Raw genomic sequence first — 15,025 nt, 5'->3', positions numbered from 1 at the left:
GTCATCCGGCGGTGACCACTGCACCTGTTTGCTGGGTTTGTTCACGCCACGCCAACACAAAGTAAATCGCGCCACCCAGGAAGCAGCCGGTAAACCAGGCAAAGTTGGCCATCGGTTGCAGGACCGGGGTGAAGGTAATTGCCACGCCCAACAACGTTGCAGGAATTAGCGCCTTGACCGCCGTCCAGTTGACCCCGCCGCTGTAGTAATACCTCCCGCTCGGCCCGTCATTAAACAGCGCATCCACATCGATCTGCTGTTTTTTGATCAGGTAGTAATCCACTAACAGAATCCCGAACAACGGCCCGATAAACGCCGCGAGTACGTCGAGGGTGTAATGGATCACGTCGGGATTGTTGAACAGGTTCCACGGGGTGATGAAGATCGACGCCACGGCAGCGATCATGCCGCCGGCACGCCAGCTGATTTTACTCGGGGCGACGTTGGCGAAGTCGAACGCCGGGGACACGAAGTTGGCAACGATGTTGATACCGATGGTGGCGGTCACGAAGGCAAATGCACCGAGCAGCACCGCCACGCTGTTGTCGATGCGCGCTACCGTGGCGATCGGGTCGTGGAGCATTTCCCCGAACACCGGCAAGGTGCCGGAGACGATCACTACCGTCACCATCGAGAACGCCAGAAAATTAACCGGTAAGCCCCAGAAATTGCCACGGCGCACATCCTTCATGCTGCGGCAGTAGCGACTGAAATCGCCGAAGTTCAGGGTCGGGCCGGAAAAGTACGACACCACCAACGCCGTTGCGACGATCACCTGTCCGAAAGCTTCCCAACCAGACAGAGATTTTTCCGCGAGGGTGAAGCTGATGTTGCTCCAGCCCGCCTGCCAGACGATCCAGCCCGCGAGCATGAACATCACGCAATACACCACGGGGCCGGCCCAATCGATAAAGCGTCGGATCGATTCCATGCCGGTCCAGAATACCAGCGCCTGAACGAACCACAGGCTGAGGAAACCGAACCAGCCGAGGTAGGACAAACCGGCAAAATGCGGTTCGGCATACGCCGCCATCGCAGGAAAAAACCGAAGCACGACGATGATCAAGGCACTGGACGCCAGGTACGTCTGAATCCCGTACCAGGCGACGGCGATAAGGCCACGAATGACTGCAGGAATATTCGCCCCGAACACCCCGAAGGCGAGTCGGCAGATCACCGGGTACGGCACCGCCGCTTGCTGGCTCGGCTTGGCGACCAGGTTAGCGATCAATTGCACGATGCAGATCCCGCCGAGCAACGCGATCAACACCTGCCAACTAGCGAGCCCGAGGGCGAACAGGCTGGCCGCGAACACATAACCGCCGACGCTGTGCACATCGCTCATCCAGAAGGCGAAGATGTTGTACCAATTCCATTTCTGCGGCAGCGGCCCCAGGTCCTGGTTATACAGGCGTGGGCTGTAGCCGTTGGGCAATTGCTCGGTCATCGCGGGGCTCCTCGTCAGTACCGGCCCATCACACTGCGTACGGGAGCCGGCATCGTTTGTATACGAGTTGCTACGCAGAATGCGTGCCATGCAGTTTAAAGGCGTGACAAATCCAGCTTTCAGCCCCGATCAGAGCCCAGCAATGCAGTCATACCAAAAGGGATATTGCCCATGAACAGGGCAGTCGCGCCTGCAAACAGTGCAGGATTTTCTGTATACAACATGGATGGGTGACTGCTGCGCAGTCAATCGCGAGCAGGCTCGTTCCCACAGTGGATTTGTGTTGAAAAAGGAATTCAGGACAAATGAAGATCTATTGTGGAAGCGAGCCTGCTCGCGAAAGCATTCGTCCAAACATCGAAAATTATCGCTTGCTCCCCGCCATCCTGTTCGCCACAAAATAACCAACAGAGCAGGCCACACACGTCGCAAAAGTACCCCACGCCATATCCATCACCGCCAACCGCGCCGACCACCCATTCAACGTCGCCCAGTTGCTCAAGTCGTAAGTCCCATAAGCCACCAACCCCAACAACGCGCCCAAGCGCGCGGCCCGTTGCCAGCTCAGCGCCGGCAACACCACGAACACCACACAACCGAAGACATAAAGGAGATAGAACAGCGCTGCCGGGGCCAGCAGCGGTTGGGCGAGCATCAGCGGTCCGAGCAGCGCGCGGTAGGTCGGCGCCATCAGCACGCCGAGCCAGAGGCCGTCGAGCAGGAGAAACGCCAGCAAGGTGCCGACGTAAGCAAAGCAAGCCTTTTTCATCGCACTCCAACCCCATGTAATCGATCTACATGGGGCCGGCGAGCGGTCAGCTTAGTTCAATGCGATCAGCATGAATGACGATCTGGCCGTTCTTGTACAACGCGCCGATGGCTTTCTTGAAGTTGCCTTTGCTGACGCCGAACATGCTGCTGATCAGGGTCGGATCGCTTTTGTCGCTGATCGGCAGGGTGCCGTTGTTGTCGCGCAACTTGGCAAGGATCTTCGAGTTCAGGCTGGTGGCGGCTTCTTCGCCGACCGGTTGCAGGCTCAGGCTGATCTTGCCGTCGGTGCGGACTTCCTTGATAAAGCCCTTCTCTTCCTTACCGGCGCGCATGAACTTGAAGATTTCGTTCTTGTGGATCAAGCCCCAATGCTTGTTGTTGATGATCGCCTTGAAACCCATGTCGGTCGCTTCCGCTACCAGCAGGTCAACTTCCTGGCCCGGTGTGTAGTTAGCCGGTGTCTTGTCCAGGTAGCGGTCCAGGCGCGCCGTCGCGGTTATGCGGCGGGTGTGCTTGTCGAGGTAGACGTGCACCACCACATACTCACCGGCGGTCATCTGGCGTTTTTCTTCGGAGTACGGCAGCAACAGATCCTTCGGCAGACCCCAATCCAGGAACACGCCGATGCTGTTGACTTCAACGACTTTCAAACTGGCGAATTCACCGACCTGAACTTTCGGTGTTTCGGTAGTTGCGATGAGTTTGTCATCGCTGTCCAGATAAACAAAAACGTTGAGCCAATCTTCATCTTCGCTGGGAATATCTTTAGGGATATAACGATTGGGCAGAAGGATTTCACCGTCCGCGCCACCGTCCAGATATAAACCGAAGTTAGTGTGTTTAACCACTTGCAAACTGTTGTAGCGCCCGACTAAAGCCATTTCCAATACCCTCATTGCGTGGGCGGCATTCTACCCGGTTTTGCCGGCCGCGTTCGCCAGCCAGCCCGGTGGCGCGAGAAAATCCTTCGAAGGCCTTAATTTTCCTGGGTTTTCGCAGCAGGCGCCCGGCCGCTCGTCAGACGGATCCGGAGCCCCTGGCCAGCTTCCGCCGAGCACAACGGGCTTTTTCCTGGCGTATCTTCTTATTTAAAACAGCAGCTTAGCCGGGTATTTCAAACAATGACTTGGGAATAATCGAGTGATGGCCTCGGTTATTTCAGGGGGATATTTGCCAAGCAATTGTCAAGTATTTCCTGTACGATGCCTGGCCAAGTTAATTTTCTACAGGTTAATGGCCGCCATGCGTGTAAAAGCATCCAACAGCAAAGCAAAGCCAGCTCCAGCCGTTGAAACCAGCGAATCAATCAACAACCAGATTGCTGCGTTCCTCAAGTCCGGCGGCGAGATCCAGCAAATTGCCAAAGGCGTCAGCGGCCAGACATTCGGCCCGTCGAAGCAAATCACGCTCGGCAAGAAGTAACACCCTGCTTTAACTGGTCCGTAAGCGCTTTGAGCTTCGAAGCGCTTGGACTGGAACCCCCCCGCAAAACCCCGCAAAACCCATCAATATTTCATAAATCGACGAACGGACTTCGATGCCGAGCATTCGCCGGTATGCTTGCACACGTCTAGATCAAGCGTTTCAGTAGGTTTTCGATTCCTGCTCCTCGCTGTTCATGGAGTGACGCATGCTCAAACCCTCCTATTTGTTGCTCGGCAGCCTACTTCTGTCGTGCTCGATCGCCCATGCGCAAATCTTCCAGCGCGAATTGGGCGACTTCGACCTCAAACTCGGTACCACCTCCAGCCGCAGCATGGCCCAGGGGCTCGTCAAGCCTGCCAGCACCGGCTCGTTCCACGGCGGCCTCGACTTGAGCCATGACAGCGGCTTCTACGTTGGCCAGTGGTCACCGAGCGCTGGGCTGAGCCCAGGCAGTAACCTGGAAATCGATTCCTACATGGGCTTTAAACAGCCTTTCGACAGTACCCTCGGCTACGAAGTCGGCATGATCCATTACAGCTATCCGAAAGTGGACACCCTCGACAGCCGGGAGCTGTTCGGTGGCTTGACCTTTCTCGGTAGCCGTTTCGGTGCCGCCTTCAGCAACGACCCGGACAAACAGAACAGCACCGTGTTCGCTGACCTGGGCGGCAATCAGCCGTTCGGGATCGGGATCAGCATGAAATACACCACCCACCAGCTCAACTCGCCGGTCTCCGTTGACGGTGGCATGGTCGGCAGTTTTACCGACTGGTCGCTGCAGCTGTCCCGAGCGTTCATGGGCGTCGACCTGGACCTGATCTACAGCGACTCCAACCTCAGCGGCAGCGACTGCTCCGCTTACTCCGGGCACAACAGCCAATGCGACGGGCTGGTCACCCTGAAGGCCGAACGCGCCTTCTATTGATTGGCTTGAACTGCCGGGCTTATCTTGCGTTCACATAGACAATCACATTGAAGAAGCCAGGCCTTCGCAAGGACTCGCCCATGTCGCGCTGGTTTAAACGCATTGCCATCCTCATCACCGTCACTCTGGCCCTCGGCGCGTGCAGCCGCGTGGGGCTGGCTTACCGCAATCTCGACGTGATCATCCCGTGGACGCTCAGCGACTACCTGGACATGAACGGCGAGCAAAAAGGCTGGTTCAACGAGCGCCTCAAGGAACACCTGAGCTGGCACTGCACCACGCAGCTGCCGGGTTATCTGGATTGGCTGGACCGCTTGCAAGCCATGGTCGAAACCAATCAGGTCACCGACGATGCGCTAAAGGCCCGCACCCAGGAAGCCAAACAGGCCATCGCCCAGACCGCCCGGGAAATCACCCCGTCGGCCATCGAGTTGTTGCAGGGGTTGGATGACCAGCAAGTGGCGGAAATGAACGAGGCCTTCGCCAAGGACCAACGCAAACGTCAGGAGGATTACCTCAAGCCGTCTCTCGACCAGCAAATCAAGGACCGTGGCGCGCGCATGGACAAACGCCTGAATGACTGGCTAGGCCCGCTCAGCCCCACCCAGCAACAACGGGTGATGGCCTGGTCGAACGCCCTGGGCGATCAAAACCAACAATGGATCGCTAACCGCGTGCATTGGCAGAAGCAGTTCAGCGCGGCAGTCGCGCAGCGCCAAAGTCCAGAATTCCCACAGCGGATCGAGACGCTTCTGGTCAACCGCGAGAGTTTATGGACACCGGCTTACCGCCAGGCTTATGCCAATACCGAGGACCAGGCCCGGGAGTTGCTGCTGGATTTGATGGCCGAGAGCACGCCGGCTCAACGGCAGCGGTTGTTGAAGAAGATTGATGGGGTGAGGAAGGATTTCAGTGATTTGAAATGTTTGAAGGCGGTGAAGCAGGGTTAAAAAGCAAGATCAAAAGATCGCAGCCTTCGGCAGCTCCTACAGAGTTCTGTGTACACCTGTAGGAGCTGCCAAAGGCTGCGATCTTTTGCTGTTAACAGAAAATCAGGCAATCTGCGCCTTCGACGCCACCTCATCAAACGTCACTTCATCCAGCGCATCCGCCTGTTCATCCAGCACTTGCCGCGGATGGTCATTCCCCGGAATGCTGCTGTCGATCAAGCTCAACAGACTCGAGCCCCGCGGCGTCAAAATGTAATTCGAGCCACTACCACCCTGCTCTTCCGGCCGGGGCTCGATATAGCCGCGTTCCAACAGCAGTTTTTCGTACTCACCGGCCACCGCTTTGAGGTGATCCAGGTTTTCAGTCTGCTCGCCTTCCGATGCTTTCTCCGCCGCGTATTGCTCGGCATAGGCCCGAGGCGTGTAGCTGCCTTCACCGTGCTGCACTTCGTGCAGCAAGCGTTCAATCAAATCCCAGTTATAAGTCGTCATCCTGTTCAACCTCCAAGCCAGAGTGTGTGATGGCCTTCATAGGTTGTGACCGGCAGGTTGGGTAGCCGTTCAGCCGGGGTTTTGAACGGCGCTGACCGGTGGTATGTCGAAATTCCCACAGGCCGAACGACTAGGTTGTGTAAGCCAACTCCCAGCATCCTGCAGGAGAAAACCCAATGAACATTCAGAATCATCCCGTCGTATCGCGAGAAGAATGGCTCGCCGCCCGCAAGCAACACCTGGCCCACGAAAAAGCCTTCACCAAAGAACGCGACAAACTCAGCGTCGAGCGCCGCGCCCTGCCTTGGGTGAAGATCGACAAGGACTACCGCTTCCAAGGCCCGAATGGCGAATTGAAACTGGCCGACTTGTTCGGCGGCCGCAGCCAACTCGTCGTCTATCACTTCATGTTCGCCAAAGGCTGGGACGAGGGCTGCTCCGGCTGCTCGTTCCTCTCTGACCACATCGACGGCGCCAACCTGCACCTGGCTCACCATGACGTGGCGGTGGTGGCGGTTTCCCACGCACCGCTCGCCGAGTTCCAGGCTTTCAAGCGGCGCATGGGCTGGAAATTTGATTGGGTGTCGTCGGAAGGTTGCGATTTCAACTACGACTTTGGCGTTTCAGCCCGAGCCGAAGACGTCGCAGCTGGAACGGCTACCTACAACTACGAAAAATCCGACTGGACCGAAGAAGAACTACCCGGTCTCAGCGTGTTTTATCGCAACGAAGCCGGTGACATCTTCCACACCTACTCCACCTACGAACGGGGTCTGGACATGCTGGTCGGCGCCTACAACTACCTCGACCTGACGCCTAAGGGCCGTAATGAAGAAGAAATCATGGAATGGGTGAAGCATCACGACAAATACGAAGACAAGGCTTCGTCCAGCTGCTGCCATGGGGGATAGCGCCCTCCTGTGGGAGTGAGCTTGCTTGCGATGACTGACTAACCTCAGACATCGATGGCGACTGATACACCGCCATCGCGAGCAAGCTCGCTTCCACAATCGAATCAGGAATCCGGCCGCAACGGCTTCTTCACAAAATCCAGAAATGCCCGCAACGCCGGCGCCATCTGCCGCTGGCTCGGGTAGTAAAGGTAAAAACCCGGAAAGGCCGGCGTCCACTCCGGCAGCAAATGAACCAGCCTTCCAGAAGTAATGTGCTCGCGAACCTGATGCTCGAACAGGTACGCAATCCCCGCCCCTTCAAGCGTCACGCGGGTGAGCATCTCCGGCTCGGTGACCACCAGCGGACCATTGACCGAAATCGCGAGGCGTTCGCCAGCTCGCTCGAACTCCCAGCGATAAAGGCTGCCATCGGTGGGCCAGCGATAGGACAGGCACTGATGCTCGCTTAAATCGTGAGGCGTGTGTGGCGTGCCAAATTGCTCGATGTACGCCGGTGAGGCCACGACCATCATTTCCAGGTGCCCGCTCAGCTCAACGGCGATCATGTCCTGATCGAGGCTTTCGCCAAGCCGGATGCCCACATCAAAACCGCCAGCCACCATGTCCACCAGACGCTCGTCGGTAACGATGTCGAGGCTCACGCCGGGATACGTATTGAGGAACGGACCAATCAGCGGCGCCAGGTAATGAATGGCCGCGATCCGTGGCGCATTGATGCGCAGTCGGCCGCTGGGCGTACCCGGCGTTTGCGTGACCCCAGCCAGAGCCGCGTCCACCTCATTGAGCGCCGGTTGCAAACGCAACAACAGCCGAGCCCCGGCATCGCTGGGCGACACACTGCGGGTGGTGCGGTTGAGCAGGCGCACGTCCAGACGCTCTTCCAGTTGGCGGATGGTCTGGCTCAGGGCTGACGCCGACATTCCCAAATGAGCGGCCGCACGCACGAAACTACCGTGCTCGACCACTGCGACAAAGGCCCGAAGCTGGGCGTATTCACTGCCTCGCATTATGTATGGGTTCCTTAATAAGTCGTCCCGATACTAACGCATTATCAAAGCAATCCCCTGCCGTAATACTGGATCTGTGTTCAAAACAGCAAGGAGACGACGGATGGGCAGGTTTACCGGAAAACGCATTCTGATCACCGGGGGCACCAGCGGCATCGGGCTGGCGGGGGCTGTCCGTATCGTAGAAGAAGGTGGGTCGGTGGCGGTGACCGGGCTCAGCCAGGCGCATCTGGATGATGCCCGACGGAAGTTACCTGCCGAGGCCCTGGTGTTCCAGAACGACGCTTCACAACCGACGGCAGCTGAAGAGCTGGTCAACAGGGTCGCAGCGTTGGGTGGACTCGATGGACTGTGGCTGAACGCCGGCTATGCGCGAGTCGCAGGGATCGAGGACACCCGCGCCGAGTTTTTCGACCGCATGATGAACGCCAACGCCCGAGGGCCGATGCTGCAAATCGCCAGCCTGACAAATCTGCTTAAACCGGGCGCCTCGGTTGTCCTCACGTCATCAACTTCTGCTTATGAAGCGGCGCCCATGGCGAGCGTCTACGCGGCCAGCAAAGGCGCATTGATATCCATGGCGCGCTGTTTTGCGGCGGCGCTGGGTGAGCATGGAATCAGGGTCAATGTGTTAGTGCCGGGGCCTATAGAAAGCTCATTTCGGAGTTTTATGCCCGAGCCCATTCGCCGAGTATTTGAAGAAGATGTAGTAAGTCGATTGGCATTGAAGCGGATGGGAACGGCGAGCGAAGCGGCGGCAGTGGCACTGTTTCTGCTTTCAGATGATGCGGCTTATGTGACTGGCAGCCAGTATGCGGTGGATGGAGGGTTGATGATGCGGTGAGCCCTGTCAAACCCGCGTTTTTAAATCAATAAAAAGAGACAAAATTATTTATCTTTTACCGACCAAAAAGACCAAAAGAGGACGGATTTATTTTTCGCTGCATGGCCAAGTAAATAAATCCGTCCCCTTTTCTTTGTTCGGCCAAACAAGTAAGTCCGCACCATAGCTCCCAAAGGTTAACGTAATATATCTCCATACTTATCCCAAACCAAACCACAGGACAAAATTGAATCATCGACATCTTGCAAAATACAATTCCAGCGCTTACCAAAACTCAAGAAACCGTTCAGATACATTAATCTAGACCTCTGTGTATGGTCCAATCTCATTTCAATGAGTGTCAGTGGAGTTGCACCTAAAATACCCTCCCATTCAAGAATATCCTCAGCATCATAAAAACTCTCATAAACATCTTTTGGCAACATTGCCAACCATATATCTGACTCGCCTTTACTTATCGTTCCTCGAGGGAATTCGCCAAATTTAACTGACCCTCCGCTGCTACATATAAACGCCTGAAACTCTTCTGCCGTCAATAGCGCTGAAGAAATAATCATTGCAGAATCTGCCATAACTACAAACCTCCTTTACTTGCGCCGTAAGAAAAAAGCTGCTCAATACTACTTACAAACTTAACACCTATTTTTTCGTATTCTTTTATCTGTTGTAAAAAAGGGATCGGATTTATTTTATGAAATGCCCCGACAACAAATCATTCCAATATCAGTTGAGCATCGCCTTGCCCGGCCAAGACTTTACTCACGCAGCGCATCCAATCCTTCCAAACTGCGGGGTCGGCAGTCTCGCCATCTGCAAGATAACTCATACTGCCCAACAGTGAACCCAAATCATCCAACTTTGTTCGCTGATACAACGCCACAAGAAATTCATACATTGAAAGATATGCGAGTTCAGGTGTTAAAACTTCATTACTCATTTCTATTACCCTTCCAAACAAGTAAATTCGCCCACTTTTCTCTCCTATTCAAAATAAAGGCAACGAACTGGACAGATTTGTTTTATCAAATAAAATAAACCCACCTCTTTTTAACAGATGTAAAAATCACCCTTCCGGATCAATATTAACCAACAAACACTTCCCATTTATTTTACCCACAACACTTATTGGCACACTTGTAATTCCACTGTCAAAAGAAATCTCAACCTTAATACTCTTATCCTCAAATGAATTAAGCTCCTCAATTAAGCCTTCAACGGTCTTTCCACGACTTCCCCAATCCAACCTATCACTAGCCATTTAAACCACCAGTACTAATTATATTTATATAAAACGTCGGCTACGGCATGAAAAGCTTGCTGTGCAACGGGGTGAACTCCACGTCAGCGTAATAAAATTTCAGCTCCATACGTATCCTTACAAAACACCTGAACAGTTTTTGCCCAGACTCAGGCAGACCATTCTGACATCAATATAGTGGCCTTGTGGTGGGTAGCCGTAAATAGCCCATCACCAATCTCTCCCAGCTCTCCCAGCTCTCCCAGCTCTCGCACCTGCGCTGAACTTTTCTCACGAAACAACCCTCAACCGGGTAACCCGCCTTAACCGGAACTGAGGCCTGCCCAATGAAAACCCTGCTGAAACTAACCCTCGCCGCCACCCTCGCCTGCGCCCTGCCCGCTTGGGCCTGCACACCCGAGGAAGCCACCGCCAAGCGCGAACAACTGGCCAAGGAAGTGACCAAGCTCACCCAGCAAAATCCGAAGAAGGCCAAGGAGATCAACGATGAGTTGCAGAAGATGGATCTGGGGACGGCTAGCGCGGATCTGCCGGACAAGTGCCAGTTGATTGATCAGCGGTTGAAGGAGCTGAATGCGGCGGACAAGAAAGCCGAGGGTTAAAACCAAGATCAAAAGATCGCAGCCTTCGGCAGCTCCGGGATTTGTGTTCGTCCGATAAACGTCGGTCGTACGCGATCCCCGTAGGTACCGCCGAAGGCTGCAATCTTTTGATCTGGAATTTGCATTAGTGCATTTAATTATTTGCACAAACGCATATTCATACCTAAGGTTACCTCGAGTCCGGATCGGATCGGCCATCAAACATGGCAAACCGCACACGCCGATCGCTCAGCAACACCGCTACACCCCCACTAGCTGGACGCTAGTTTTCACTCATGGAGGATTGAAAAATGTTAACCACTGAAGCAACGCAATTCACCGGCGAAACATTGCCAAGGTGCCTGACCGGTCACCTGCTCAACCCGCACCTGGTCGAGATCGAATCGGCCGCACAAGCCACTGCACTGGCCGCTGCCAGCCTCAACTTCACGATGCAGCCACAAACCCAGACTAACTGGTGCTGGGCGGCGGTTTCCGCCTCGGTCGGCAACTATTACGGCACCGGGTCCTGGACTCAGTGCGGCGTGGCCACCGCGGCGCTGGACCGTAACTGCTGTAATCAACCGGGTCCGTGCAATGTGTATGGCTACCTGGATTCAGCCTTGAGGATCACCCGCAGTTTCAACGGCATGAATCAAGGCTCGTTGCAGATGTCGGCCATCCAGAATCAGATCAACATGGGCCGACCGATTGGTTTGCGCTGTGCCTGGTACGGCGGTGGTGCGCACTTCCTGACGATCTATGGCACCAACGGCAACTACGTGTTGATCGCGGATTCCATCTACGGTTACTCGACCCGCGCGCTGAACTCGTTCCCCGGTTCGTACAACGGCGGCGGCAACTGGACCAACACTTACTTCACCGTGAAAAACTAGGAGGGCGACATCATGCAACTGACTTATCCAAAGGCGCCTTCCAACGGCGTGCAAACATTGCGTCCGGCACTTCAAGCCGCGCTGCAAACCCAAGGCTTCGGCGTCAATCGGCAGTTCGCCAGCGCCACGGCCAGCAAGATCAGCCTCAGTGAAGCCTACCGTGGTTACTCGCTCAGCCTGGAGGACTTGAGCCAAGGCAAAGGTCTGAAAGATGCCAAGGTCGGCGATTGGCATTACCTGGTGTTTTCCGATGGCGTGACGATTGCCGATGCGCAATTGGCCGATGTCCGCGGTCATGTCGAGTTCGCCTCGCTGAACCACGGAGCCATCGCGGCCGCCACGGTCGGCGCGTTGAAATTGGCGGAACAGTCGCCGCAACTGAAGGGTAAAACCGTGGAACTGCGGGTGCTGTTTGTCTCGGCCATTCACCTGGTCGCGATCTGGCTGCATGCCGACAGTGAAGACGTGCTGATCCCGATTGAGCCGACACCCAAGGAACTGGCGGTCACTCAGCTGTACAGCGAGGCTGCACTGCTTGCTTTGCTCAAACCGGTGGCGGATCAGGCCAAACAACGCTTTGATGCGGACACCAGTGGTCTGTTGGGGAGCTGACAAACGCTGGACATAAAAAAACCCGGACACTGTCCGGGTTTTTTATTGGAACGCTCCAGCGCTTTACTCAGCGGCTGGTGCTTCCGGCTTGCGGCGCTTGAGCGGCGCCATGCCGTCCTTGCTGACCAGCGACAGAGCGTCGGTCTTCGGACGGTTAGCGATCTTGCGCTTGGTCGGGGCCTTGGCGCCGGTTTTCTTCTTCTCGCCTTTGGCGTCGACTTTTTTCTTCTTCACACCAACGGCTTTGCCCGAAGCCTTGACCTTTTTCGGTCCGCCGTAGGTGCCTTTGACTTCCTTGATGGTGCGGCGCTCGAAGCTCTGCTTGAGGTAGCGCTCGACGCTCGACATCAGGTTCCAGTCGCCGTGGCAGATCAGCGAAATGGCCAGGCCATCGTTACCGGCACGCCCGGTACGACCGATGCGGTGAACGTATTCGTCGCCGCTGCGTGGCATGTCGAAGTTGATCACCAGGTCCAGGCCTTCCACGTCGAGGCCGCGAGCGGCAACGTCGGTGGCCACGAGGATTTTCACGCCACCCTGCTTCAGACGGTCGATCGCCAGTTTTCGATCCTTCTGGTCCTTGTCACCGTGCAGCACGAACGCTTTGTATTCCTGCGCCACCAAGCGGCCGTAGATACGGTCGGCCATGGCCCGGGTGTTGGTGAACACGATGGCCTTCTGGTAGGTCTCGTTGGCCAGCAGCCAGTTCACGATCTGTTCTTTGTGCTGGTTGTGGTCAGCGGTGATGATCTGCTGGCGAGTGGTCGCGTTCAGGTCGCTGACGTTGTTGAGCTGCAAGTGCTCAGGGTTGTTCAGGACCTTGGCGACCATGTCGCGCAGACCTGAACCGCCGGTGGTGGCGGAGAACAACATGGTTTGCTGACGGTTGGTGCACTCTGCCACCAGACGCTGCACGTCTTCGGCAAAGCCCATGTCGAGCATGCGGTCGGCTTCGTCGAGCACCAGCACTTCAACTTCTTTCAAGTCGAGGTTGCCGGCGTTCAGTTGCTCGATCATCCGGCCCGGCGTACCGATCAGGATGTCCGGCACCTTGCGCAGCATGGCGGCCTGGACCTTGAAGTCTTCACCGCCGGTGATCAGGCCGGACTTGATGAACGTGTATTGGGCGAAGCGCTCGACTTCCTTGATCGTCTGCTGGGCCAACTCGCGGGTCGGCAGCAGGATCAGGGTCTTGATGCTGACACGGACTTTCGCCGGGCCGATCAGACGGTTGAGGATCGGCAAAACAAAAGCAGCGGTTTTGCCGCTGCCGGTTTGCGCTGTCACCCGCAGGTCACGCCCTTGGAGCGCCAGCGGAATAGCCGCTGCTTGCACAGGCGTTGGCTCGACAAATTTAAGCTCGGCCACGGCTTTGAGCAGGCGTTCGTGCAGGGCGAATTGGGAAAACACGGGTGCTACCTCGAAGAAATACAAAAAAACAGCTGCATAGGGTAACGGTTTCGAGCGCTAAGGCCGAGTTTCTTTATGCAAACGACAGTAAACAGTAGCTTTTTTGTTGCCTGATTTGTCCCCAAACGTCATCCACAGCGTCTTAAATGCTCTAATCGCCCCGACGCAACCTACAGAAGAATCGTTTTCGCCCATGGATATCAAACAGCTCTGGCTCAATGCCCAAGACCTTTGGGGCGCCCTCGACCAGCACCCGCTCCTGCATTCCAGCCTGGCGCTGATCCTGCTACTGGTGGTGGCGCTGGTCCTCGGACGAGTGGCGCGCTACCTCATTCTGCACGCCACCAAAATGCTCGGCCGCCAGCCAGCGCTGCATTGGGTCAACGATTTACGGCACAACAAGGTCTTCCATAGGCTGGCGCAAATGACGCCGTCGCTGGTGATTCAGTTCGGTCTGTACCTGGTACCGGAACTGAGCAAAACCAGTCGGATCTTCCTCGGCAACGTCGCGCTGTCGTTCACCATCCTGTTCCTGCTGCTGGCGGCAAGTGCCCTGCTCAGCGCCCTGCTGGACATCTACGCCCGCACCGAACACGCCCGCACCCGCTCGATCAAAGGCTACGTGCAACTGACAAAAATGGTCTTGTACGTACTCGGTGCAATCATCATCGTCGCCACGTTGATCGACCGTTCGCCGCTGTTGCTGCTGTCGGGTCTGGGTGCGATGTCGGCGGTGATTCTGTTGGTCTACAAGGACACCCTGCTGTCGTTCGTCGCCAGCGTGCAGTTGACCAGCAATGACATGTTGCGGGTTGGCGACTGGATCGAAATGCCGCAAGTCGGCGCCGACGGTGACGTGGTGGACATTACGTTGCACACGGTCAAGGTGCAGAATTTCGACAAGACCATCGTATCGATTCCGACCTGGCGCCTGATGTCCGAGTCGTTCAAGAACTGGCGCGGCATGCAACAGTCCGGTGGACGCCGGATCAAGCGCAGCCTGTTCATCGATGCCAGCGGCGTGCGCTTCATCCGCGATGATGAAGAATTGAAACTGTCCCAGGTGCACCTGCTGACCGACTACATCGGCCGCAAACAAGCGGAACTCAAGGCCTGGAACGAAGCCCAGGGCAACGTCGCGGCGATGTCGGCCAACCGCCGGCGCATGACCAACATCGGCACTTTCCGCGCCTATGCGCTGGCGTACCTGAAAAGCCACCCGGAGATCCAGCCGAACATGACCTGCATGGTCCGCCAGATGCAGACCACCGCCCAAGGCATCCCGCTGGAAATCTACTGCTTCACCCGCACCACCGCGTGGGCCGATTACGAGCGGATCCAGGGGGATATTTTTGACTATCTGCTCGCGGTGCTGCCGGAGTTCGGCTTGAGCCTGTATCAACAGCCGAGTGGCGGGGATCTACGATCCGGGCTACTGCCGGCGGTGTTGGGCGCGAGCCACATTCCCGAGCCGGAAAAACACGTCATGTAGC

Annotated in this window: 18 protein-coding genes; 9 read left to right on the top strand and 9 right to left on the bottom strand. The window is 56.1% G+C overall.

Annotation, left to right across the window (positions count from 1 at the left end):
- Position 1 precedes the first annotated feature (1 nt).
- The 3 genes from ACA071_RS07615 to ACA071_RS07605 form a co-directional block, all read right to left on the bottom strand.
- Complete coding sequence (locus tag ACA071_RS07615; RefSeq protein WP_497643800.1) at positions 2 to 1,447, bottom strand: NCS1 family nucleobase:cation symporter-1; 1,446 nt, start codon at positions 1,445 to 1,447, stop codon at positions 2 to 4.
- A gap of 364 nt (positions 1,448 to 1,811) precedes the next feature.
- Positions 1,812 to 2,216 (bottom strand): DUF2177 family protein, encoded by a 405-nt coding sequence (locus ACA071_RS07610; protein ID WP_497643799.1) that lies wholly within the window; start codon positions 2,214 to 2,216, stop codon positions 1,812 to 1,814.
- A 46-nt stretch (positions 2,217 to 2,262) separates the two neighbouring features.
- Entirely contained in the window at positions 2,263 to 3,099 is an 837-nt protein-coding gene (locus ACA071_RS07605; protein ID WP_054049140.1) for a CvfB family protein, read from the bottom strand.
- A 352-nt stretch (positions 3,100 to 3,451) separates the two neighbouring features.
- On the opposite strand from ACA071_RS07605, the gene ACA071_RS07600 reads away from it, so the two are divergent.
- From ACA071_RS07600 to ACA071_RS07590, 3 genes are all read left to right on the top strand, one after another.
- On the top strand, positions 3,452 to 3,640 hold the full coding sequence (locus ACA071_RS07600; RefSeq protein ID WP_017337097.1) for a PFL_1563 family small protein: 189 nt from the start codon (positions 3,452 to 3,454) through the stop codon (positions 3,638 to 3,640).
- A gap of 208 nt (positions 3,641 to 3,848) precedes the next feature.
- Entirely contained in the window at positions 3,849 to 4,568 is a 720-nt protein-coding gene (locus ACA071_RS07595; protein WP_497643798.1) for a TorF family putative porin, read from the top strand.
- 80 nt (positions 4,569 to 4,648) lie between these two features.
- On the top strand, positions 4,649 to 5,518 hold the full coding sequence (locus tag ACA071_RS07590) for a DUF6279 family lipoprotein (protein ID WP_497643797.1): 870 nt from the start codon (positions 4,649 to 4,651) through the stop codon (positions 5,516 to 5,518).
- A gap of 102 nt (positions 5,519 to 5,620) precedes the next feature.
- Here ACA071_RS07590 and ACA071_RS07585 read toward each other — a convergent pair whose 3' ends face one another.
- Complete coding sequence (locus tag ACA071_RS07585) at positions 5,621 to 6,010, bottom strand: transcriptional regulator (protein WP_169371102.1); 390 nt, start codon at positions 6,008 to 6,010, stop codon at positions 5,621 to 5,623.
- Positions 6,011 to 6,186: 176 nt separating this feature from the next.
- Here ACA071_RS07585 and ACA071_RS07580 point away from each other — a divergent pair, with 176 nt between their 5' ends.
- Positions 6,187 to 6,921: a DUF899 domain-containing protein gene (locus ACA071_RS07580; protein ID WP_497643796.1), complete on the top strand. Its 735-nt coding sequence runs from the start codon at positions 6,187 to 6,189 to the stop codon at positions 6,919 to 6,921.
- Between the two features lie 104 nt (positions 6,922 to 7,025).
- On the opposite strand, the gene ACA071_RS07575 is transcribed toward ACA071_RS07580, so the two are convergent.
- On the bottom strand, positions 7,026 to 7,931 hold the full coding sequence (locus tag ACA071_RS07575) for a LysR family transcriptional regulator (protein ID WP_497643795.1): 906 nt from the start codon (positions 7,929 to 7,931) through the stop codon (positions 7,026 to 7,028).
- Between the two features lie 103 nt (positions 7,932 to 8,034).
- Here ACA071_RS07575 and ACA071_RS07570 point away from each other — a divergent pair, with 103 nt between their 5' ends.
- The gene (locus tag ACA071_RS07570; protein ID WP_497643794.1) at positions 8,035 to 8,775 is read left to right on the top strand and encodes an SDR family oxidoreductase; all 741 of its coding nucleotides are present in this window, start codon (positions 8,035 to 8,037) and stop codon (positions 8,773 to 8,775) included.
- 176 nt (positions 8,776 to 8,951) lie between these two features.
- On the opposite strand, the gene ACA071_RS07565 is transcribed toward ACA071_RS07570, so the two are convergent.
- From ACA071_RS07565 to ACA071_RS07555, 3 genes are all read right to left on the bottom strand, one after another.
- The gene (locus ACA071_RS07565) at positions 8,952 to 9,347 is read right to left on the bottom strand and encodes a hypothetical protein (RefSeq protein ID WP_497643793.1); all 396 of its coding nucleotides are present in this window, start codon (positions 9,345 to 9,347) and stop codon (positions 8,952 to 8,954) included.
- Between the two features lie 140 nt (positions 9,348 to 9,487).
- The gene (locus ACA071_RS07560) at positions 9,488 to 9,712 is read right to left on the bottom strand and encodes a hypothetical protein (protein WP_497643792.1); all 225 of its coding nucleotides are present in this window, start codon (positions 9,710 to 9,712) and stop codon (positions 9,488 to 9,490) included.
- A gap of 126 nt (positions 9,713 to 9,838) precedes the next feature.
- Entirely contained in the window at positions 9,839 to 10,033 is a 195-nt protein-coding gene (locus tag ACA071_RS07555) for a hypothetical protein (RefSeq protein ID WP_497643791.1), read from the bottom strand.
- A gap of 326 nt (positions 10,034 to 10,359) precedes the next feature.
- On the opposite strand from ACA071_RS07555, the gene ACA071_RS07550 reads away from it, so the two are divergent.
- From ACA071_RS07550 to ACA071_RS07540, 3 genes are all read left to right on the top strand, one after another.
- Positions 10,360 to 10,635, top strand: a complete 276-nt coding sequence (locus tag ACA071_RS07550) for a hypothetical protein (protein WP_497643790.1) — start codon at positions 10,360 to 10,362, stop codon at positions 10,633 to 10,635.
- 290 nt (positions 10,636 to 10,925) lie between these two features.
- On the top strand, positions 10,926 to 11,510 hold the full coding sequence (locus ACA071_RS07545) for a papain-like cysteine protease family protein (protein ID WP_497643789.1): 585 nt from the start codon (positions 10,926 to 10,928) through the stop codon (positions 11,508 to 11,510).
- Between the two features lie 12 nt (positions 11,511 to 11,522).
- Positions 11,523 to 12,122 (top strand): hypothetical protein, encoded by a 600-nt coding sequence (locus ACA071_RS07540; RefSeq protein WP_497643788.1) that lies wholly within the window; start codon positions 11,523 to 11,525, stop codon positions 12,120 to 12,122.
- A 63-nt stretch (positions 12,123 to 12,185) separates the two neighbouring features.
- On the opposite strand, the gene ACA071_RS07535 is transcribed toward ACA071_RS07540, so the two are convergent.
- A complete protein-coding gene (locus ACA071_RS07535; RefSeq protein WP_497643787.1) occupies positions 12,186 to 13,532 on the bottom strand; it encodes a DEAD/DEAH box helicase in 1,347 nt (448 codons plus the stop codon).
- A gap of 193 nt (positions 13,533 to 13,725) precedes the next feature.
- On the opposite strand from ACA071_RS07535, the gene ACA071_RS07530 reads away from it, so the two are divergent.
- Complete coding sequence (locus ACA071_RS07530) at positions 13,726 to 15,024, top strand: mechanosensitive ion channel family protein (RefSeq protein WP_475271493.1); 1,299 nt, start codon at positions 13,726 to 13,728, stop codon at positions 15,022 to 15,024.
- The last annotated feature ends 1 nt before the right edge of the window (position 15,025 follow it).

This window comes from Pseudomonas sp. LBUM1646, from assembly GCF_059716165.1.
The sequence above is the reverse complement of the archived record's forward strand: the minus strand, read 5'-3'. Positions and strand labels throughout refer to the sequence as shown.

Bases quoted from the DNA above. Each gene is read 5' to 3' on its own strand.
- ACA071_RS07615 (WP_497643800.1), bottom strand. From the start codon at position 1,447: ATGACCGAGCAATTGCCCAACGGCTACAGCCCACGCCTGTATAACCAG.
- ACA071_RS07610 (WP_497643799.1), bottom strand. From the start codon at position 2,216: ATGAAAAAGGCTTGCTTTGCTTACGTCGGCACCTTGCTGGCGTTTCTC.
- ACA071_RS07605 (WP_054049140.1), bottom strand. From the start codon at position 3,099: ATGGCTTTAGTCGGGCGCTACAACAGTTTGCAAGTGGTTAAACACACT.
- ACA071_RS07600 (WP_017337097.1), top strand. From the start codon at position 3,452: ATGGCCGCCATGCGTGTAAAAGCATCCAACAGCAAAGCAAAGCCAGCT.
- ACA071_RS07595 (WP_497643798.1), top strand. From the start codon at position 3,849: ATGCTCAAACCCTCCTATTTGTTGCTCGGCAGCCTACTTCTGTCGTGC.
- ACA071_RS07590 (WP_497643797.1), top strand. From the start codon at position 4,649: ATGTCGCGCTGGTTTAAACGCATTGCCATCCTCATCACCGTCACTCTG.
- ACA071_RS07585 (WP_169371102.1), bottom strand. From the start codon at position 6,010: ATGACGACTTATAACTGGGATTTGATTGAACGCTTGCTGCACGAAGTG.
- ACA071_RS07580 (WP_497643796.1), top strand. From the start codon at position 6,187: ATGAACATTCAGAATCATCCCGTCGTATCGCGAGAAGAATGGCTCGCC.
- ACA071_RS07575 (WP_497643795.1), bottom strand. From the start codon at position 7,931: ATGCGAGGCAGTGAATACGCCCAGCTTCGGGCCTTTGTCGCAGTGGTC.
- ACA071_RS07570 (WP_497643794.1), top strand. From the start codon at position 8,035: ATGGGCAGGTTTACCGGAAAACGCATTCTGATCACCGGGGGCACCAGC.
- ACA071_RS07565 (WP_497643793.1), bottom strand. From the start codon at position 9,347: ATGGCAGATTCTGCAATGATTATTTCTTCAGCGCTATTGACGGCAGAA.
- ACA071_RS07560 (WP_497643792.1), bottom strand. From the start codon at position 9,712: ATGAGTAATGAAGTTTTAACACCTGAACTCGCATATCTTTCAATGTAT.
- ACA071_RS07555 (WP_497643791.1), bottom strand. From the start codon at position 10,033: ATGGCTAGTGATAGGTTGGATTGGGGAAGTCGTGGAAAGACCGTTGAA.
- ACA071_RS07550 (WP_497643790.1), top strand. From the start codon at position 10,360: ATGAAAACCCTGCTGAAACTAACCCTCGCCGCCACCCTCGCCTGCGCC.
- ACA071_RS07545 (WP_497643789.1), top strand. From the start codon at position 10,926: ATGTTAACCACTGAAGCAACGCAATTCACCGGCGAAACATTGCCAAGG.
- ACA071_RS07540 (WP_497643788.1), top strand. From the start codon at position 11,523: ATGCAACTGACTTATCCAAAGGCGCCTTCCAACGGCGTGCAAACATTG.
- ACA071_RS07530 (WP_475271493.1), top strand. From the start codon at position 13,726: ATGGATATCAAACAGCTCTGGCTCAATGCCCAAGACCTTTGGGGCGCC.